Source organism: Paenibacillus sp. FSL H3-0457 (genome assembly GCF_037981725.1).
Taxonomy (GTDB): Bacteria; Bacillota; Bacilli; order Paenibacillales; family Paenibacillaceae; genus Paenibacillus; species Paenibacillus amylolyticus.
In genome coordinates this window covers 2,869,498-2,889,941 of the sequence record NZ_CP150283.1, presented here as the reverse complement: position 1 = coordinate 2,889,941, position 20,444 = coordinate 2,869,498, and the positions used below count along the sequence as shown (strand labels likewise).

14 protein-coding genes are annotated in these 20,444 nt (G+C 47.8%); 7 read left to right on the top strand and 7 right to left on the bottom strand.

Going from position 1 to position 20,444, the window contains the following annotated elements; genetic code table 11:
• Positions 1-8: 8 nt before the first annotated feature.
• The 4 genes from MHH25_RS13060 to MHH25_RS13045 form a co-directional block, all read right to left on the bottom strand.
• Positions 9-128, bottom strand: coding sequence for a hypothetical protein (locus MHH25_RS13060; RefSeq protein ID WP_017688846.1), 120 nt, complete (start codon positions 126-128; stop codon positions 9-11).
• Between the two features lie 100 nt (positions 129-228).
• On the bottom strand, positions 229-486 hold the full coding sequence (locus MHH25_RS13055; RefSeq protein WP_036608707.1) for a YolD-like family protein: 258 nt from the start codon (positions 484-486) through the stop codon (positions 229-231).
• 153 nt (positions 487-639) lie between these two features.
• Positions 640-2,331, bottom strand: coding sequence for a DUF11 domain-containing protein (locus MHH25_RS13050; protein WP_051449716.1), 1,692 nt, complete (start codon positions 2,329-2,331; stop codon positions 640-642).
• Positions 2,328-9,038, bottom strand: coding sequence for a hypothetical protein (locus MHH25_RS13045; RefSeq protein WP_340020159.1), 6,711 nt, complete (start codon positions 9,036-9,038; stop codon positions 2,328-2,330). The genes MHH25_RS13050 and MHH25_RS13045 overlap by 4 nt, the downstream gene beginning before the upstream one ends.
• Before the next feature lie 232 nt (positions 9,039-9,270).
• Here MHH25_RS13045 and MHH25_RS13040 point away from each other — a divergent pair, with 232 nt between their 5' ends.
• On the top strand, positions 9,271-10,410 hold the full coding sequence (locus tag MHH25_RS13040; RefSeq protein ID WP_340020158.1) for a GGDEF domain-containing protein: 1,140 nt from the start codon (positions 9,271-9,273) through the stop codon (positions 10,408-10,410).
• Positions 10,411-10,513: 103 nt separating this feature from the next.
• Here MHH25_RS13040 and MHH25_RS13035 read toward each other — a convergent pair whose 3' ends face one another.
• Entirely contained in the window at positions 10,514-11,035 is a 522-nt protein-coding gene (locus tag MHH25_RS13035; RefSeq protein WP_340020157.1) for a hypothetical protein, read from the bottom strand.
• 71 nt (positions 11,036-11,106) lie between these two features.
• Complete coding sequence (locus tag MHH25_RS13030; protein WP_340020156.1) at positions 11,107-12,747, bottom strand: diguanylate cyclase; 1,641 nt, start codon at positions 12,745-12,747, stop codon at positions 11,107-11,109.
• Positions 12,748-13,208: 461 nt separating this feature from the next.
• Here MHH25_RS13030 and MHH25_RS13025 point away from each other — a divergent pair, with 461 nt between their 5' ends.
• The 6 genes from MHH25_RS13025 to mnhG are packed head-to-tail and all read left to right on the top strand — an operon-like array spanning position 13,209 to position 19,117.
• Positions 13,209-16,163 (top strand): Na+/H+ antiporter subunit A, encoded by a 2,955-nt coding sequence (locus MHH25_RS13025; RefSeq protein WP_340020498.1) that lies wholly within the window; start codon positions 13,209-13,211, stop codon positions 16,161-16,163.
• A gap of 1 nt (position 16,164) precedes the next feature.
• Entirely contained in the window at positions 16,165-16,503 is a 339-nt protein-coding gene (locus tag MHH25_RS13020) for a Na(+)/H(+) antiporter subunit C (RefSeq protein WP_036670645.1), read from the top strand.
• Entirely contained in the window at positions 16,496-17,974 is a 1,479-nt protein-coding gene (locus MHH25_RS13015; RefSeq protein ID WP_036608717.1) for a Na+/H+ antiporter subunit D, read from the top strand. The genes MHH25_RS13020 and MHH25_RS13015 overlap by 8 nt, the downstream gene beginning before the upstream one ends.
• 6 nt (positions 17,975-17,980) lie before the next feature.
• On the top strand, positions 17,981-18,457 hold the full coding sequence (locus tag MHH25_RS13010) for a Na+/H+ antiporter subunit E (protein WP_047842677.1): 477 nt from the start codon (positions 17,981-17,983) through the stop codon (positions 18,455-18,457).
• The gene (locus MHH25_RS13005) at positions 18,457-18,741 is read left to right on the top strand and encodes a Na(+)/H(+) antiporter subunit F1 (protein ID WP_017688855.1); all 285 of its coding nucleotides are present in this window, start codon (positions 18,457-18,459) and stop codon (positions 18,739-18,741) included. The genes MHH25_RS13010 and MHH25_RS13005 overlap by 1 nt, the downstream gene beginning before the upstream one ends.
• Entirely contained in the window at positions 18,725-19,117 is a 393-nt protein-coding gene (gene mnhG, locus MHH25_RS13000; RefSeq protein WP_017688856.1) for a monovalent cation/H(+) antiporter subunit G, read from the top strand. Before MHH25_RS13005 ends, mnhG begins: the two co-directional genes overlap by 17 nt.
• Before the next feature lie 134 nt (positions 19,118-19,251).
• Here mnhG and MHH25_RS12995 read toward each other — a convergent pair whose 3' ends face one another.
• The gene (locus MHH25_RS12995; RefSeq protein WP_156946111.1) at positions 19,252-20,424 is read right to left on the bottom strand and encodes a GDSL-type esterase/lipase family protein; all 1,173 of its coding nucleotides are present in this window, start codon (positions 20,422-20,424) and stop codon (positions 19,252-19,254) included.
• Positions 20,425-20,444 lie beyond the last annotated feature (20 nt).

The following is a 20,444-nucleotide window of genomic DNA, read 5'->3' as shown; positions in this document are numbered from 1 at the left end:
ATATGCAATTATACCAAGAACGCTTTGGAGATGATAACCAACAGGATGAACAGAACCAGAATGGCACCTACAGAAGTGAAACCTCCGTATCCGTAGCCTCTTGTTTCTCCACCTAATACTTCGCTCATTGACCGTACCTCCTCTGCAACAGGTATGGGTTATCTTATGCAGGAAGAACGACTTTGACAGGGCGGATGCCCTAATTATTCAGATTGCTGTTTTTTTCGTTCAGTACCGGGGAGATTGCACACGCATGATATCCAGAAAAGGTACCTTCGCTGTGAACTCTTCTTCGGTATACTCTACATGCACAAGTCGTGTACGGGAGTCCATTTTGACGATGACTCCTTGCACCTGATCTTCTTTGCCCCATACCGTCAACAGTACTTCCGAACGTTCCCGAAAAGCTTCAACCAGCTGGTTTCCCAACTCTTCGAGTTCAAACTCATCCCGTGTAGGTCTTTTTGCTACTTTTGCTTTTGCCAATGTGGCTGCCTCCTCTACTCCGACGTCCCGATTCCACGGGTTGATTGCCGAGTTCATATTCAATTAGTATACCATTCATTTACGTTCGTGTAATCTCATGGCAACCAGAATGAGCAAATTCCTCAGGCAAGTTACCGTTAACCGTGATACCTCCTATTCTTCTCTATACTCCACAATGATGCTGTACTCATTCGATCGGGTTTCGCCAGCCCGTTTTTGTCCATTCCATTCATACGTGTACCTGGCAATCAAGTCTCCTTGCAGCGTCCCCACCTTCTCAGAAGCTAACTTCGCTACATACGAGATGTTTTTTTCCGTTCCAGGCTCAATCACGCCCACATGCAGAACCCGTGGTGTGGAATACTCTGATATGCTCAATTGGAGCTCACCCGTAGCTTGACCAAGCCATCTGGCACCCTCAGGTAAAATGCTCCCAAGTTGTACACGTGCCGGCAAATTACCCGTATTCCCCACACGTACCTGAAAAGTGACGGTACCTCCCTGCTCGACCAATGTGGGTGTCACTTGAACATAAGCCTGAATTATCGGCGCTTTCAATTCGACCACAGCTTCATTGGATGTAATCATCCGCTGCACTGACCGTGAATCTGGCAATCGAAATGTATACATCAGGCTAGCATGATTCACATACCTGTAGTCATCAGGCATCGATTCATCTCGATCTGGAAGTTTCGCTTCGAACTGAATATTCAGAACCGACCGGGCTGTCAACGTCCCCAGATTAAGCCCTTTAGCCAGATTGGTTCCGGGACGTTTAACCCCATTCCAGCGCAGGCTGCCTTCGACAAATGTCACACCTGTGGGCAGTCCATCCAGGAGAGTTCCATCGACCGCATAACTGCTTGCATTGGAGACGGTAATATTATATTGGACGACATCGCCTAATGTGGCCGTTACCGGGAGCACACTTTTCACCACAGAGACCTGGGGCTGTATCACTTCCAGGGTAACCTGATTGGAGTAGACCGTCTCCTGCTGTCCTGCCGAGATATACGCCAGTACAGCTACACTTGATATTCCGTTTGCATCGCTTCCCCCAATAACCTGAACCCGATATTGTATTCTAATTGAGCTTCCGGGTAAAATCTCTCCAAGTTGTATGCCCGTATCAGGCGTTACTTGTGGCGCAAACATTTCATCTACGATGACACTCGCAGGTATAAAAACAATACCTTGTGGCAAAGAAATCGTTACTTGGGCATTCGTGGCTGCAATAAAACCCGGATTGCTAACGATGACGGTGTACATGACAATATCCCCTGAGAAGGTATAGATGTGATCCGCCTGAAAGGAGATCTCCAGCCGGGATGAGACCAGATTGACCTCCACGATATTGGATTGTTCCATACCTGTAACCGTTCTGCCTTCCGGTGTCAAAAACTCATAGTTAACCTGTGCCTGATTCAGCAGCTTCAGTGTCTCAGGTAAACGCAAGATTACAACTTGGAAGTGGTATCGCAACGTGGCTCCGGGCGCGATTTCAGCTGGAGGCAATCCTCTCTCCGGTGATGCTCCCGGTAACGGAATACCATCACGCAGTACACTGTTGGGAAGCAGTGCCGTCTCTGCAGATAGCTGATCCAATAGGTACACTAGGGCCGTAAGATTTCCGGTGTTAACAATTTCAACACGGTAGATAAGAGACTGCCCTAAGGCAGCCTCCGTGACATTGCAGACTTTTCTGACTTCAAGCCTGGGGCCGATCCACGGTGTTACAACCGTATTCGAATAGGATACCTGTTCCAGTTCAGTCGCACCAGAGCTGAATCGAACCAGGGACTGATTCTTTAGCCAGTGGGACAACGGACCGGAAGATTGGCTCATATCACCACAACCTCTACTCTGAATGTAACCGTAACGGAAGCACCCGCAGCAATCGAACCAAGCGTGATGCCTGTATTCGGATTCCCTGTTGGTCTTGGCACACCATCCACCGTAACACTTCCTGGCACAAATACTGTACCGACAGGTACCGGGTCAACCATGACCACATTATTCACCACTTCAATGCCGCTATTGGTTACTACAACCGTATAGGTGATTACATCACCGACAACAGCATCAATGGCACTTGTACTTTTGGCAACAACAACATTTGGTGCAGATACCGGGATAACCAGAACATTCGAAGATACGGTCCCCGTCAACAGACGGCCATCGGGTGGACTAAATGTATAGTTGGCCACCGCCTGGTTAACCAGTTGCTGATCCTGCGGCAACGTATCTACAGTCACCTCGAGGGTAACCGTTACAATAACCGTACCTCCGGACGGTACGGTACCCACAACGATACCCGTCTCTGGATTGGCACCTGGCTGTGGAACACCATCAATCAGAACACTGTTGGGAAGCAGTACGGCTCCATTCGGTATATTGTCCGTTAATGTCAAACTTGCATCCAGATTCCCGCTATTGTTAATGGCAAAAGAATAGGTGATGGTGTCACCAATGGTTGCATTGGAGGTGCTCCCTGTTTTGGTTACGGCAATAATCGGCTGATAGATTGGTGTTACAACCGTATTGGAATACGCTGCTCCCGAGAAAACACCCGATGTGAAACTTACGGAAGACTGACTGCTCACTTGTGGTGGTGTTGGAAGCGTATTGACCCGTACTGCATACGATACCGCTATCGATGCTCCAGGCGCTAAACTACCAAGGGCTATGCCCAGCGCCGGGTTTGCCAAGGCCCGTGGGACGCCGTCCACCAGAACACTGCCTGTAACAAATGTGGTGGCTGGGTTAATCGGATCGGTGATCACAATGTTGTTTACCGGGTCAATTCCTTCATTGGTCACAACCATTTCATACACAATCGTGTCGCCTACCACGGCATCAACTACCGAAGCCGTCTTAACTACACTCACGTTCGGAGCAGATACTTGAATGTTGAGTGCGTTGGACGTAATCGTGCCTCCAAGTGTTCTACCATCAGGTAATGTATACGAAAATGTCGCAGAAGCCTGATTGGTAATGGACTGGCTCAAAGGTAACGTCACAATCACAACGGAGAAGGTAACCAGAGTTGTTGTGGAAACGACACCAAGCGGAATACCCGAAGCTGGATCTGCACCTGGTGCAGAAGCCCCGTTAATAATAACGCTATTTGGAACAAACTCTGTTCCTGCCGGAATGGTATCCGTTAACGTGACAGATGCCCCATAGTTCCCGGCATTGGAGATGGCGATGCTGTACACAACGGTATCCCCTACCGTTGCTATCGTCTGATCTCCCGTTTTGACTGCCGACAGAATAGGTTGATAGACCGGAGTTGTAACTGTATTGGAGAATGTGGTCGCTGAGAAAACACCTGATGTAAAGCTGACAGTAGACTGATTGTTTAACACTGCACTTGCCGGGAGCGCCGTAACCTGCACACTAAATACAACGGTTACCGTAACACCAGGTGCGATGGAACCAAGTGTTATTCCCGTAGAAGGATTGGCACCAGGGCGCAGAACACCATCGACAAACACGCCGGTTGGCGCAAGAACGGTACTTGTCGGCACTGCATCCGTGAAAACCACATTGTTGACCGTTGCAATTCCGTTATTGGTTACAGCGATGCTATACGTTACGATATCACCAACTGATACCGCCGTTGAAGTTGTGGATTTGACGACATCAACATCCGGTGCCGATACGGTAATGGTCAACACATTGGATAGAACAGACTCCGTGATGTTTCGCCCATCCGGCAATGTATATGATAGAGCCACCGAAGCCTGATTCACCAGTTGTTGCGGACTTGGCAGCGTATCAACAACTACTGAAAAGGTAATGGTGGTCGTAGCTCCGGGAGCCACATTACCTGCGGGGATGCCCGTTGCTGGATTTCCTGCTGGCAGCGGTTGACCGTTCACAATAACGCTATTTGGCACAAGGATGGTTCCGGCTGGAAGGTTATCTGTCAGGTTAATCTGGGCTCCATAGTTTCCCTGATTGCTCACGGTTATCGTGTAGCTGACTGTATCCCCAACGGTAGCATTTTGTGTACTGGCTGTTTTTTGTGCTGAAAGAATAGGCTGGTACACCGGAGTGACCACGGTATTTGAAAAGGTTGTGCTTGAGAATGTACCTGAGGTAAAACTGACCGTAGAGCGATTGCTCAACTGATCACTTGGCGGGATCGCGTCGATACGGATACTGAATGTGACCGTCGCGGACGTTCCGGGCCCCAATGTACCAAGGGGTACCCCACCTGCCGGATTGGCTCCGGGTTGCGCAACCCCATTCACTGTGACACTCCCTGTAACAAAAGAGGCTCCAGCTGGAATCGGGTCTGAAAACTGAATATTGTTCACCGGTGCAATTCCGCTGTTGGTCACCAGAATGGAATAGGTCACTGTATCTCCTACCGTAGCCGCAGTGGAAGCTGTGCTTTTGACAACAGCGACGTTTGGTGACGAGACCGGGAACGTGAGTGTATTCGAAGTGGCTGAGCCAGTCAACGTCCGCCCATCTGGAGGTGTAAATGTAAAGGATGATGTAGCAAAATTGCTAAGCTGCTGTGGGGATGGAAGTGAATCCACAACAACGGCAAACGTGACAACAGCCGTCGCCCCCGCTGCTACAATGCCTACCGGAATACCTGTTCCTGGTGTTACTCCCGGCTCTGGCACACCGGATACAACCACACTGTTGGGTACAAAAGTAGTCGCAGAAGGAATGTTGTCTGTGAGAGTAACATTTGCTTCCAGATTGCCAGCATTGCTGACCGTTACCGTGTATACAACCGTATCACCTACAGTTGCATTTACGGTATTTGCTGTTTTGACAAGTGAAATCTGCGGTTGTATGACCGGAGTCTGAGTGGTATTGGACGATGATGACCCTGAAAATGAACCGGATGTGAAGCTGACCGTCGACTGATTGTTAATCTGCGAAGGAATCGGCATGGTAATCGTCACCTCAAAAGTTACGGTAACCTCGGCTCCTGGAGCCAACGTACCGATTGGAATGCCGGCGGTCGGATTGGAGAGCGGGAACGAAGTCCCGTTCACAATGACACTTCCGGGTACAAATGGGGTATTCGAAGGAAGAGGATTGACATATACCACATTATTAACGGCTACTGTGCCGTTATTACGAATAACAGATGTGTATCGAATGACATCTCCGACTACGCCGTACTCTACATTGTCACTGTTGACAATCGTAACATTGGGCAGAGACACTGGAATAGTGATGGTGTTTGATGACGAGAGACCGGCAATCGTTCTCCCACTTGGGAGTGTGTAGGCAAATGAAGCAACCGCCTGATTAATTAACTGCCTTGCATCTGGCAAACTGGTAACCGTTGCAACAAAGGTGACCGTTGCACCTGAGCCCGCAGCAATCTCTCCTAGACTGATACCCGACTCCGGGCTGACTCCAGGTGTAGGTACGCCATTAATAATGACACTATTTGTGCTGAATACTGCTCCTGCTGGAATGGGATCTGTCAAGGTAACCGTTGCAGCTATGTTACCTGTATTGTTAATTTGGATGGTGTAATTAAACGTATCGCCTACAGTCAAACTTGTTGTACTTGCTGACTTCACCACTTGGATCACTGGCAGAAATATGGGGGTATTTACTGATATAGAAGAAGAAACACCGTTAAAACTGCCTGATGTAAATGCTGCATTGGCCTGGTTACTAACCAAACCCGTAGATGGAACGGAATTCACTCGGGTCTGATAGGTCACAGTTACACTGCTTGAGCTATTCAATGAACCCACTGCGATTCCCGCAACGGGGCTTGCGCTGGGAACAGCAGATCCATTAATCGTGACACTACCCGGGACAAATTCAGAGCCGGATGGTGCATCCGAAATCACCAGATTTTGTACTGCACTAATTCCTGCGTTTGTTGCAACAACGGTATACGTAAGCACATCTCCAACTGTCGCATCTGGTGTGTTTACTGTTTTACTAAGAGAAATATTGGGAGCCGATGCAGATATACGAACGATATTGGATAAGCTACTGCCTGAGAGATTCCTTCCACTTGGAAGCTGGTACGTATAACTTGCTGTCCCTTGATTCTCCAGTGTCGGGGGAGTCGGAAGTGTGGTGAGTGTAGCGCGAAACACCACCGTAGCCGCAACTCCCGGCAGGAGGCTGCCCAGTGTTATTCCCGTTAATGGGCTTGTTCCAGGACGTGCAGTACCATTCACAGTTACCGAATTCGGGACAAACGTCAGCCCCGCTGGAATCGTATCCGTCACATTCACTTGAGTCGCTATATTCCCACTGTTCGTGACCACAAGTGTGTATGCAATCTGATCCCCCAGTGTCGCATTGGTTTGGCTTGCCGACTTGTTGATACCAACAACAGCTTGGTATACAGGGGTTGTAATGGAATTGGAGTTGGAAATGCCCGTGAACGAACCAGAGCTATAGGACACTACCGCTCGATTAACTAACGAACCTGAAGCAGGCAAAGACTGCACATTCACCTGAAACGTCACCGTCGCAGAACTTCCGGCCGCCAATGTCCCAATAGAGATACCACTGCTCGGATTCGCAGACGGTACAACAGTTCCCCTTACGGTTGCACTGCCGGGAACAAAAGTTATTCCAGCAGGGAGCGCATCTGTAAGTACCACATTGTTAATCACCTGAATACCACTGTTGGTAGTAACTACGGTGTACGTGAAGGTCTCCCCGACAGCAACATCGGTAACGGATGCTGATTTTACCGTGGTCACATTGGGCAATGTTACCGGGATCGTTAAGGTATTCGAGGCGATGTTTCCCGTGATCGTCCGACCATCAGGTGAATTGAAGGAATAAGAAGCTGTCGCCTGATCCACAAGAGTCGGCGGTGTCGGCAAGCTTGTTACAAGTACCTGAAAGGTCACGGTATTGGCACTTCCTGCCGCGAGGCTCCCCAGATTAACGCCGGTAACCGGATTGGCGCCAGCAATCACATTTCCATTCAGACGAAAGCTGCCTGCTACATATGAGCTACCACTTGGAATGTTATCCCTCAATGTAACGTTGGCTGCAACATTCCCTCCGTTGTTCACTTGCAGTGTATAGGTTACTAGGTCACCCACCGTGGCATTGGTGGTACTCGCCGATTTCACAATGGACAGGTTTGGCGAATAAACCGTAAGGGTGGAGTTGTTGGAAGGAATAACTCCGGTAATGACCGGCCCCCCTGCTACACTTTGAAATGTAAAGGCTGCATTGGCCGAATTCACCAGTTGCAGGATGCTTGCATCCTGACCGATGAGTGCTCGATAGGTTACAACAACACTGCTGGATAAAGTTAACGAACCCAGCGGGATGCCTGCCGTCACATCAAGTGTTGGACGGGATACACCTGCAACCGTGACACTACCTGGAATAAAGGTAAGACCTGCAGGAAGTGAATCGGATAAAACAACACTGGCCGCACTCGCAGTGCCTGCATTGGTAACGGTAACCGAATATAGAATACTATCCCCGGCAACTGCACCGGCGGCGACCGTTGCCTTAGCCAATGTGATCTTGGGTGCATTAATATCAACTTGAATTGCATTGGCGTTGACAATGTAGGCATCCCCCGAGGTCGTTAATGTCAACACCGCAGATGACTGGTTATTAATCAGTCTTGCTGAAACATCCACATTGGTAATATCCCAGCCTTGACGTCCACCGATAATATTCGTACCTGGAGCTCCGTTGATCTGATTTCGTGTCCCAAACGTTCCTGTTGTATTAAGCGCTCCGGTATCTCCGTTAATCTGAGAGGCAAAAAAGTTCGCAGCTAGATTATTGGGCCCAGACAAAGCAACCGATGTAGCTGAGGTCGGCCCGAATAATGCCTGGTCACCGGTCCGGTTCGCGTCGCCCTCCTGTGCACTGAACAGTATTCTTCCTCCCAATACACCGGAAAGGGGCGTTGCAAATCCAGTCAGTGTGGTAACAACAGGTGGTGAAGTGGATTGAACGAGTACGCCCCCGGCACGCAAAGACATGTTGCGAAAAGGCAGATTGGGATTCTGATAAATGACTCCAAGTGTCCACCCCGCATGATTGGCCGTGGAATCATTTGTAATAACTATAGTCCCTACCACTGCACCGGTGATATATGTACCTGCTCCCCCATTTTGTACAAGTGTGGTCACGTTGGCGGAACGTACATAGCCAGCAGCACCGCCCCCCAGATCGAATTGATTGTAGGTAAGTGGATCAGGGGTAACACTGGAAGTCCCTGCGGGTGTAATAAACGTAACCGGATTGTTAATGGCAGCACTCAGATTGACTGTACCATTGATGTAACTGCCGCCCCAGATCAATTCTGCATACAGAACGGTACTTCCAGCAGGTAGTGTAAGAATGGCTGCTGAACTGTTGCTCTGATACAGGCTTGTCGTTCCCAGTGGATAGGTGCCGTACTGGAGGCTGGTGTTGGTTGTGATAAAACCTCCAATACTGTCCTGTGTTCCGGGAACCCCCGCTGTTTCCGAACGACTCAGTCCAAGCGTATTTCCTGTAAATGTAATTGCTCCCGTAGCATTAACGGTTGAACGAACGACAAGAGGAATGAAGATCACCTCCCCTTCATCAATGATTTCCTACATATGGAACGGAGCCATGTATATAGTCTATGAGTGTATTGTTGAGTTTTGTTTGTCCTCCATAAAAAGTTTGTGACAACTCGAAACTTCTGTGAGTCTTGTTCTCACATAACAGTTAAATACATTTGCGTTTTGTTCATTGTGATTTATAATTATCATATACGAGAGTAATTCTGTCGTACCATTATGATGCAGTCAGCGGTGATATATGAAAGGTTTCCATACGCACAATAGCCACATTCCAACAGAGTACGAGTTCAAACATTCCAAATGGATCCAAAAAATGCTCCATGCCTACTGGATTGTTATCATTGCACATTTCGCCATTCAGATTGGCTGTTTCCTGTTTCTGAAGTATGATCGCACACCTACAGATTTCTTGATGAATGTCCTCTTCTGGCCTACGGCCGTCAGCAGTTCATGCATTTTGTTCGCAAGTTGGGTTGATCGGCGCTTCAGTTCATATTCCTTTTACACCATGTCTATAGCCAGCACGGTTATCGCCTGGACGATTATTCATGTCAATTATGACATTCGGATTATATTAGCAATCTGTCTGTTGCCCATCTTTGCTTCGGTGCTGTTTTTCAGTAAAAAGAGAGTCTGGATTGTCTTTCTGATGCAGATGACTGGTTACTTTCTGGTTTTGTTCGATCCGGCCTACCGGTTGTACTTGTCTTCATTTGACATGGTATCCATTCCTGCTTTTCTAATCCTAGGTACATATGTAGCACAGGTTATCGTAACCAGCGGCGTTGAGGTGCTCGATGATCTTCATGCCAGCATGCTTGCCAAGCAGGACCTTATTGTGCGAAATGCAATTATGACCAAACAGTCCAAAACAGACGGTTTAACCAACCTTTATAATCAAAGCTCATTTAAGGATTATTATGAAAAAGCATTTGAGTATGCCAACAGTGGCATGAGTCTGCATCTGGCCCTGATCGATATTGATGACTTCAAATCCATTAATGATACGTATGGTCATCGGGTTGGAGACATTATTCTGGAGAAAGTGTCCCTGATCATTCAGGAAACCATTACCTCAAGTGATATTGCAGCACGGTACGGGGGCGAAGAGTTCGCCTTATTGATGTTTGAGCAATCTTTCAAGCAGGCTTATGCCTTGGTGGAACAGATTCGTCAGAAGATTGCCCTGATGGGCCATCTGGAACTTGAAGGAGCTTCCATCACCGTGAGTATCGGTCTCAAAAGCTACAGCCCTAATCTAACCAAAGACAAATTGTTCGAGGAAGTGGATGCCTGTCTGTATGCCGCGAAACGAACAGGTAAAAATAAAACCGTAACATCACTTGATCTGACTTCGTCCTTGTCAGAGAAAATATAACTAAAAAAGTTGTGCTGTACACCCGAATTCCGGTTTGTACAACACAACTTTTTTTGGGTTTGAATATGATCAGCACGCCGATCGTCTTCATACATCTATGTTTTCATTCCGCCCATTCCCAGCGATGGCGATTTTGCTCCAGCATCGGATGCAGGTATTCGGACGATCCGTCAATGATGAGACGCAGCTCTTTGATCCAATCCTTGAAGGAATCAAATGAAGCAAACATATTTGCCATCTCTATCGTCAAATACAGAAAGTGAGGGGCTTGATATTCCGCAGTGATATGGCGCAGCGCGCTATCCACAGGTGTATATTTCTTTCTCTTGCCCTCAAGCCCCTCCACACGTATACGTGAAGTTGGATGTTCCCGCCGCCAATCATGCAGGCGGTCTTCTCTTTTGTAATATGCCTGTATCGAATCCTTGCTCATTCGTTTAAACGTGCTCTCGTGTAAAGGATACAACACAAGCTGTATGAATGAACGGGTATCTACCGTTGCAGCGGCGCGCTTGAGTTGCTCATCAGTCACATGTTCAAACGAGTCATAAAAAGTCAGTGTGCCTTTGCGGCTGGCCGCAGGTGGCTCATAACCATAAGGTACAGATGCATATTTTCCAGACATTTCACCCCTCCTTGTTTATACGCACATTCGCACAAAGGTGATTGGGATAACCCAGCTCATGTTATTATACGCTAACGATCTTGCTTCAACTCGGAATAAAATGTCATTCTGTTCTTGCCTGCACGTTTGGACTCATACAAAGCTTCGTCCGCCATCCGAATAATCTCACTTGGGTTGTCGCTGTTGGTAGGATATTCGGCTCCTCCAATGCTACATCCAATTCGAATTCGCTCGTAATCGATAATAAACGGCTTGTTCAAGCTTTGAATGATGGCTTCTGCATAAGCCATGGCTTCTTCCCTCGGATGACTTCCAACAGACTGAAGTACAATCAGGAATTCATCTCCGCCCAATCGGACTGTTATCCCCTTCACCTGACCAAGAGTAGACAGTCGCTGGGCCACTTTCTGTAACAGCACATCTCCAGTCTGATGTCCAAGTGTATCGTTGACCCGTTTGAATCCATCGAGATCCAGATAGAGAAAAGTCAGCGTGTGATTTTCACTTTCGGTCTCCAGAGACTCCTCCAGATACACTTCAAGGGCAGTGCGATTTGGCAGTCTAGTTAACTGATCAAAATGCGCCAGATTCTGCATCACGATCAGCTCTGAGTTTTTATTCATAAGAGAGGTCAGCATATCCCGAAGCGAACGGGACAACACTTCAATCTCCTTAATCCCCTTAATCGCAGGAATCTCAAGCTCTTCCCCTGCACGCAGTCGATTGGCTACTCTGGTAAGACGCACAAGTGGGGCAGAGATCAGACGTGAGACAACCCAGCCAATCAGTGCAAAGAGTAAGGTAACGGCGAGTCCAGACCACACATTAAACCACATCAGGTCAAACACAGACGCAAAAGCAGATGACTTGACTTGACGAATGACTACGGTCCAGCCTAATCCGGGATAATCCAGATGACCCTGGCTGTAGGCAAACCCTGTCACATATTCATTACCATCAGGCCACTTTTCAATGGACCAACTGCTCTTGTTGAGCTGGGCCTCTTCAATGCCAGGCAATACTAACGGTTTACCGATCCATTCCTTCGGCCCGAGCAGCACTGTATGTTCCTTTTTGCTAGCGATAAAGAACTCAATGTCCTTTTCTTCCCTTTTTAATGGGGCAAGTACGGATTCCTCGACTTCCTTCGCCCATTCCCAGCTTAAATGTGCAGCGAGCACACCTTGAATCATTCCTTTGCTATCCTTCAGCGGAAAACTGATATCGACAAATTGCAACGGCTCTCCCGTTGGATTCGGAAGCAGCTTGGCAAGAAGTACTGCATTATGCACATCTCCAATGAATTTACCCTTGATTCCCTCCTGATACACAGGTCGCTCTGATAAATTTTCCCCAAGCAAGATACCATCCGTAGCAGCTAACACTTTTCCCTTCGGGTCCATGAATCCAACCCATGAGAATGAGGGAAAGCTATCTTGTAACTGATCCAGCAGCATCTGAATCTCATCAGGTTGGAATTCATCTTCCAACGAAGCCATTCGGCCCAGCAGGTCCAGTTCACCCACGCGAGCCGACATGAATCGATCCAGCTTGTCCGAAGCCTGTGAGGCCGTGCCTGTAAGCGAGTGACCAATCTCAGTCTCTACAGCAACAAATGACTTTTGGCTAAAAATAGACCCAATCGTCAGGGTAACCAGCAAGGATAACACAGCAAAGATGACTGTAAGCACAGTTCTAATTTTGAATGACATTACTTCCTCCATTACACGGTGAAACCATCTTGCTTCTCAACATAACTATGCTGTAAAGAGTACACGGAATGTCACCTCGGACGTGTCTCAAAACTCGCTGAAGTGCATCTTTTACCGCCTTTTCGCCCCCTGCTGCGTCATTTTCCCTTGACGTGCCCCGGCACGCCTGCGGAAAACTTCCTGGCTTGGAACGTAAATTCGGCAAAATCTGCTTCTTCGGAGTTTCAGACACGCCCTAATCGTTTTCATATTTATCGGAACTTGTGTGTTTTTTTATTATACATGCCCATACAATATTATACTGAAATTTTCACCGTGTTTCTTCCATTCAAAGAATAGACACGATTCTGTATATACATACTTGGGTTATGAATATAGAGAGCAAGCATATCCTTCAAAGGATCATGCGCCTGTATGTCACAGAGAGAGTAATCGAAATACTAAACATTGGGGGTGTAATGTTGAGCCTGCTTCATGTTGCTGTTATTCTGCCTTTTGCCGCTGGCATTCTACTTGCCATGCTGCATCGTTTCTTCCGTAAATTACATTTGGGATGGCCGGTTCTCCTTGTTCCGGCACTATTATTTGTATACTTTGCGAGTCTCATACCCGCTGTGTCACAGCGCAATACCGTATCTGGAAATATCCCATGGATTCCTTCACTGGACATTGGATTTAACCTGTATCTGGACGGTCTGAGCCTCATGCTGACACTGCTAATCACCGGAATCGGTGTCCTCGTTGTTCTCTACTCAATCTTCTACATGGATATGAAAGAAGCGCTGAACCGTTTCTACCTGTATCTGTTGATGTTCATGGGAGCCATGTTGGGCGTGGTGCTGTCTGATAATATGATCGTGCTCTACGGATTCTGGGAATTGACCAGTATTACGTCATTCCTGTTGATTGCATTCCATTACAAACGTAAAGCCTCGACTTCAGGAGCACAAAAATCATTCCTGATTACGGTATTTGGCGGTTTCGCCATGCTTACCGGATTCATGATGATGTATCTCATTACCGGAACATTCAGTATTCGTGCAACCATTACAGGATTGGGTCAGTTTCAGGAAAGCGCACTATTTCTACCCGCACTTATCTTGATCCTGATTGGAGCTTTCACCAAGTCAGCTCAGTTCCCGTTCCATATCTGGTTGCCGGATGCCATGGAAGCTCCGACACCTGTGAGTGCCTATCTTCACTCAGCCACCATGGTCAAGGCCGGACTGTACGTTGTAGCACGGTTTACACCAATCTTCGGTGGACAGGGACTCTGGTTCTGGCTCGTTACCGGCGTTGGTCTTCTGACTTTGTGTTATGGATCATTCCTGGCGGTGAAAAAAAACGATCTCAAAGCGATTCTTGCCTATTCGACCATCTCTCAACTTGGTCTGATCATGTCCCTCTTAGGGGTTGGATCTGCTGCTCTCTACTTCGGATATGGCGAATCCTCTGCGATGTACACTGTTGCAATAACCGCTGCGCTGCTTCACCTGTTTAATCATGCAACCTTCAAGGCCGCTCTGTTCATGGTCGTAGGGATTGTTGATCATGAAACGGGTACACGTGACATACGGAAGCTCGGTGGACTTGCTTCATTCATGCCAATCACATTCACCGTGGCATTGATCGGCTCACTTGCCATGGCGGGTATTCCGCCCTTCAACGGATTCCTGAGCAAGGAGTTATTCTTCCAGGCGATGGTGGAAGTCACGCATCTGCGAATCTTTGGACTTGGGTCCTGGAGTGTTCTATTGCCGGTATTCGCTTGGCTTGCAAGTGTGTTTACCCTGATCTATGCGCTAATTATCGTGTTCAAAACATTCCTCGGTCGTAGCCAAAGCGAGATCCCTGCCGAGAAGTTGCACGAAGCGCCAGCTGGCATGCTCATTCCGCCTGTTGTTCTAGGTGTTCTTGTCATTGTATTCGGACTCTTCCCGAATCTGCTGGCCGGATCACTGATTGAACCGGCAATGGCCGCTGTGCTTCCATCCCTCTTGAATGGAAATGAGCGCTTCGATGTACATTTCTCACTGTGGCATGGATGGACTCCGGAACTGATTATGACAATCGGAGTTGTGATTCTCGGAATCACTCTCTACAAGCTGTTGCCACGATGGAGGAATATTTATGAGCATTATCCACAAGGATTAACAATTAACAATATGTACCATGTTGTGCTGGATAATCTTCAGCATTATGCACGCAAATGGACGGAAGCCTATATGAATGGCTCGGTTCGTAATTATCTCGTTTACATTTTCTCATTCACGGTCGCGTTGCTGGTCTATGCCTTCTTCCATTCAGGAGAAAATATTACCTGGAATCTGCAAGGCAATGCACCTTACTCATTCTATGAGGTGGTACTGCTAGTCACGCTCATCGGTGCTGCAGTTTCGATTCCTTTTGCCAAGAACAGACTGTCGGCAGTCATTATGACCGGAGCGGTTGGTTACCTCGTAACTCTGCTATTCGTACTCTTCCGGGCGCCGGATCTGGCGTTGACACAGATGATTGTTGAGACGGTATCTGTTGCACTGTTCCTGCTCTGCTTCTACCATCTGCCTGAGCTTCAACGTGGCAAATCAAGCCGCAGTTATCTCACGGTAAATATGATCGTAGCGATTGCAGTCGGGATCGTGATGACTTTTGTGGCACTGGCTGCAAGCGGAACAGCATCACTCGACAGCATTTCTACTTTCTTCCTTCAGGAAGCGTATGACTCGGCTGGTGGTAAAAATGTCGTGAACGTGTTGCTCGTAGATTTCCGAGGCTTCGATACGTTATTGGAGATTATGGTGCTTGGGGTTGCTTCATTGTCCATCTACTCCATGATTAATCTGAACCTCGAAGCGAAGGATCTCGGAGCCCGCTTGAAGTTCCGTAAGAAAGACGAAACTAAGGATTCCGAGCCCGATCTGGATGATGAAACAGACAATACTAAAAAGTATGGTAACCGGGAACGCAGTTCATCCTCGTGGGATACTGTCCCCTTGCAGAGTAATGATGTATTGCTGCAAACGACCACCAAGGTCGTTGTGTTCATCATTCTGACGTTTGCCATGCATCTCTTCTTTGCAGGTCACCACAATCCGGGCGGAGGTTTCATCGGCGGCTTGGTAACAGCGGCAGCGCTCGTATTGATTGCCCTGGCATTCAGTACTGATACAATACGCAAAGCGTTACCCGTTGACTTCCGTGTTCTTACAGGGATCGGATTGGGTATAGCGTTACTTACGGGTGCGGGTTCATTTATATTCGGAGTCCCGTTCCTAAGTCAAACCTTCGGCTATTTCGAACTTCCTTTGCTGGGAGAGACAGAACTCGCCACGGCCATGCTGTTTGATCTTGGCGTGTATCTCGCTGTCCTGGGTGTCACCATGACCATCATTCTACAGATCGGGGAGGATCGCTGATATGGAAATATTGATGTGTGTAGCCGTTGGCATTCTGTTTGCGGTTGCCGTCTTTTTAATCTTGTCGCGGAGCCTGCTCCGCATCGTACTTGGCATGTCCATACTAACCCATGGCGTGCATCTGCTCTTGATCACCATGTCACGTCTCAAAACCGGGGCACCACCACTGCTTGGGGAGATGGCTGAACGTTATGTCGATCCACTTCCTCAGGCTCTGATACTAACTTCGATTGTTATTAATTTTGGCCTCACTGCGTTCTTCTTTGTTCTCTCCTATCGTTCTTATCTGAAGTTAAAAACAGACGATATGGAAGAAGTAAGGGGGCGTCCATATGAATAATCTCGTCGTTCTGCCGATTCTGTTGCCTTTGATTACAGGTGTTCTGGCTCTGCTGTTTTTCCGGAAAACAAATATCCAGCGGATCATTAGTGTCATTGGACTTTTGTTCACAGCAGCGGTCTCAACGATACTCATTACGCGGGTAGCTCAGACTGGAGTTCTAACGCTTAATATGGGTGGATGGGCACCTCCCTATGGTATTGTGCTTGTTGCGGACATGGTATCGGCGCTACTTGTCGTTGCCGCTTCCATCATTGCACTGGCGTGTCTGCTGTATGCGTTTCGCAGTGTGAACAAGGAGAGGGAAGAGCACCACTTCTATCCGTTCTTTCATTTTCTAATCGCGGGAGTTAACGGTTCATTCCTAACCGGAGATTTGTTCAATTTGTTTGTCAGCTTTGAACTGATGCTCATCTCTTCCTATGCACTGATCGTATTGGGAGGTACCGAAAGACAGCTTCGGGAAACGATCAAATATGTCTTGATTAACATCGTTTCTTCAGCTCTTTTTGTCGCTTCCATCGGCTTCCTCTACTCCATTACTGGCACACTGAACATGGCAGATTTGTCCGTCAAAATTGCTGAAGTGGGACAGAGCGGAGTCATTACCTTAATTGCTGTTCTCTTTCTGATCGTATTTAGCATCAAGGCCGGACTGTTCCTGTTCTTCTGGTTGTCGGGCTCTTATGCGGCACCACCTGCTGTTGTCACTGCATTGTTCGCAGGATTGCTTACAAAGGTTGGCTTGTACGCGATTGTGCGAACATTCACACTGATCTTCTATCATGATCCTGATTTCTTCCATGCACTAATCGGATGGATGGCTGGAGCAACGATGGTCCTGGGTGTCATCGGTGCGATCTCATACCGCGATGTAAACAAGATTCTCATCTACAACGTGGTCGCAGGTGTAGGGTTTGTCGCTTTTGGTATGGCTGCAGCCAGTCGCCCTGCACTTGAAGGTCTGCTCTTCTATATGCTGCATGATATGTTGATCAAAACATTGCTCTTCCTGCTCGGTGGTGCCTTGATCGCTGTTGCCGGAACATCCAAACTTGATAACATGGGCGGGCTAATCCATCGCTATCCGCTGCTAGGCTGGATGTTCTTCATTAGTGCACTTGCCTTGGCAGGTTTGCCGCCATTTAGTGGATTTCCGGGGAAGTTGCTTCTCTTTGAAGGAGGCTTGCAGGCAGGCTTGTATGGTCTCACCGGCATTGCGGTGCTTTCAAGCTTGTTGATGTTATATTCGGTACTTCGTATCTTCATACAAGCGTTCTGGGGCGAACCACCTGCCGGGGTTACAAGACGCCCTTACGCGGTGAACGGCCTTCTGATTCCTGCCGGAATTCTGTTTGTATTCATCATCGTAATGGGTGTGGGGGCTGAAGGCATGTTCCAATTGACCTCCCGCGCAGGCGATATTCTACTGCATCCCAATATTTATATTGATGCCGTATTGAAGGAGTAGATGTCTATGGCCTTTCAGATTGTACTGAATCTTATCATTGCTTTTGTATGGATGTTTCTGAACAACGCCTGGAATGGTGTTGGTTTTCTCATAGGTTACCTGCTCGGACTGCTTCTCATCGGGGGGATGCGCAGATTCTTCCCCCAACGCTTCTATGTTGTGCGAGTCTGGGCCATCTTCAAACTGATTACTCTGCTATTCAAGGAACTGGTGCGAGCCAGCATTGAGGTTATACGCCAGATTATCAAGCCCAAGTTAGATATAAGGCCCGGTATTTTTACGTATAAAACTCAATTGTCCTCGGATTGGGAAGTTACTCTGCTCTGCTTACTCATCTCATTGACACCAGGTTCTCTGCCGCTTGAGATCTCGGGTAATCAACGTAAACTGTTTATCCACGCACTCGATATCAAGGATGAACAGAAAATGAGAGATGATATCCAAAATACATTCGAAAAAGCAATTATGGAGGTGACGCGTTAATGTTATCCTCACTGTTGTTCATCTCATTGCTCATTCTCTCCTTAGCCATTCTGGGTTGCTTGTACAGGGTGCTGCGGGGACCATCCATGGCTGATCGGATCACGGCACTGGATACCATCGGTATCAATGTGATTGCGATCGTTGCCGTTCTGTCGATGATGCTGCAAACTCAGGCCTATCTGGATATTATTTTGCTGATTGGCATCTTGGCTTTTCTAAGTACAGTGGCATTTGCACGTTATATTGAACGGGGGGCGGTATTCAAAAATGATGGAGATCGTTAAAGTAGCCGCTGAAACCGCTATAGGTCTACTCGTACTGCTCGGTGCACTACTCAGTGCACTCAGTGCATTCGGACTTATTCGTCTGCCTGATGTATATCTACGTGCCCATGCTGCAACCAAAAGTATGACGCTTGGTGTGTTCTGTGTATTAAGCGCTACATTTTTCTACTTCTGGTATTTCGATAACTATATCAGTGCCCGCTTGTTGTTAGGTATCCTGTTTGTATTCATCACGGCTCCGGTCGCCGGACATCTGAACGGACGGGCCGCCTATCGCACAGATGTACCACTGTGGGAGCAGAGCGTACAAGATGAATTGGAACCCTTGTTAAAAGGGAAAAAAGTGAACCATGAAGCCAAGGATATGATGGAGTAATCCCCAGTCTAGGCATAACAAATACCCCCGAGGATCAGCCGCCCGTTTCGCGGCATGTTCCCGGGGATATTTGTTTATTTTGCATACACGGATCATATCAAGCACTGATTATGCAGACTGATTAAGTAGTAAAGTCAGAATCCATTCAGTCCCTGTCTTCTCAGGTCCGCAGCCACAATACGTGCAAGCTCCGCAGCCCCTTGACGATTCGGATGCAGACTATCCCCTGTCATATACAGAGCAAGTGTTGCCGCAGGACCAATGGACGTGAAATAAGCAGAACTTAACTTATTCAGTTCAACCAGGGTGACTCCCTCTTCCTGAGCGAGTGCACGTGTGGATTGATTGTACCAGCGGTTCTCCGCTTGATGCACATTGGCTGTATTAAAATCTGTTGCCCGGCCCTGAGGCGTGGAGAGGATAACCGTTGCTCCTTTGTTCTTCGCCTTACGTACCATATCCCGCATAATCTCTTTGAACTGCGCCTCCGTTGTATTGTTCTTGGCATTGGTATCGTTAATTCCGAATTGCAAAATAAAATAATCTCCCGGCTTGATATACTTCAGAATCGCTTCCATCTGACCATCATCGCGGAAACCTCTCGCAAATTGACCACTTGACGCCATATTTCGAACCTGGAAGGTGGAATTGTTCACATAGGACGGAAACAACTGTCCCCAACCTCCTTGTACACTGCTACCCAGCGGATAGTAATTACAAACTGTTGAGTCACCACCAATGTAGATTGTGCGGTTGGTAACGGTCTGATTGGATAACTTCCGGATTTCGAGTGCACTAAGTGTGAAGGCGGTGCCTGCCTTTCCTTCTGTAACCAGCAGGTTTAATTGCCCGTCAGTCACCGGAATTTGAAACTGGTCCGTTGCCCCGTTGCCCGTCATATTAATGATCTGGTAGACACCTTCTGCAGCCACACTCGCTCTGGCAGTATTGCCCAGGACCACTTTAACTTCATATAGGCCATTGGACAGATTCACATTGAAGGTATTGGTGCTCTTGGTGCCGTAAGTCAGAAACTGCACAGCGTCACTCTTAACCCCGCTTCCTGAGGCAGGCACATTTCTCATATTGGTAGGTGTGTTGAAGCCATAACCTTTCGTAGGCGTATAGGCATCTCCTGCGGACACGCCTGTGTAACCGCTCTCAACACCACCCGAACCAAAATCAAATCTGTAATTGTCCGTTGCCGCTTCGGCGACTTGCCCTCCACTGCTTCCCAAACCGATGCCCGTTGTACTTGCAAACAGAACAAAACAGAGCAGAAGCTTTACCGATATTGACCATTTCATCACTTAATTCTCCTCTCGAA

Bases quoted from the DNA above. Each gene is read 5' to 3' on its own strand.
- MHH25_RS13050 (WP_051449716.1), bottom strand. From the start codon at position 2,331: ATGAGCCAATCTTCCGGTCCGTTGTCCCACTGGCTAAAGAATCAGTCC.
- MHH25_RS13060 (WP_017688846.1), bottom strand. From the start codon at position 128: ATGAGCGAAGTATTAGGTGGAGAAACAAGAGGCTACGGATACGGAGGT.
- MHH25_RS13005 (WP_017688855.1), top strand. From the start codon at position 18,457: ATGTTATCCTCACTGTTGTTCATCTCATTGCTCATTCTCTCCTTAGCC.
- MHH25_RS13035 (WP_340020157.1), bottom strand. From the start codon at position 11,035: ATGTCTGGAAAATATGCATCTGTACCTTATGGTTATGAGCCACCTGCG.
- mnhG (WP_017688856.1), top strand. From the start codon at position 18,725: ATGATGGAGATCGTTAAAGTAGCCGCTGAAACCGCTATAGGTCTACTC.
- MHH25_RS12995 (WP_156946111.1), bottom strand. From the start codon at position 20,424: ATGAAATGGTCAATATCGGTAAAGCTTCTGCTCTGTTTTGTTCTGTTT.
- MHH25_RS13010 (WP_047842677.1), top strand. From the start codon at position 17,981: ATGGCCTTTCAGATTGTACTGAATCTTATCATTGCTTTTGTATGGATG.
- MHH25_RS13030 (WP_340020156.1), bottom strand. From the start codon at position 12,747: ATGTCATTCAAAATTAGAACTGTGCTTACAGTCATCTTTGCTGTGTTA.
- MHH25_RS13015 (WP_036608717.1), top strand. From the start codon at position 16,496: ATGAATAATCTCGTCGTTCTGCCGATTCTGTTGCCTTTGATTACAGGT.
- MHH25_RS13020 (WP_036670645.1), top strand. From the start codon at position 16,165: ATGGAAATATTGATGTGTGTAGCCGTTGGCATTCTGTTTGCGGTTGCC.
- MHH25_RS13040 (WP_340020158.1), top strand. From the start codon at position 9,271: ATGAAAGGTTTCCATACGCACAATAGCCACATTCCAACAGAGTACGAG.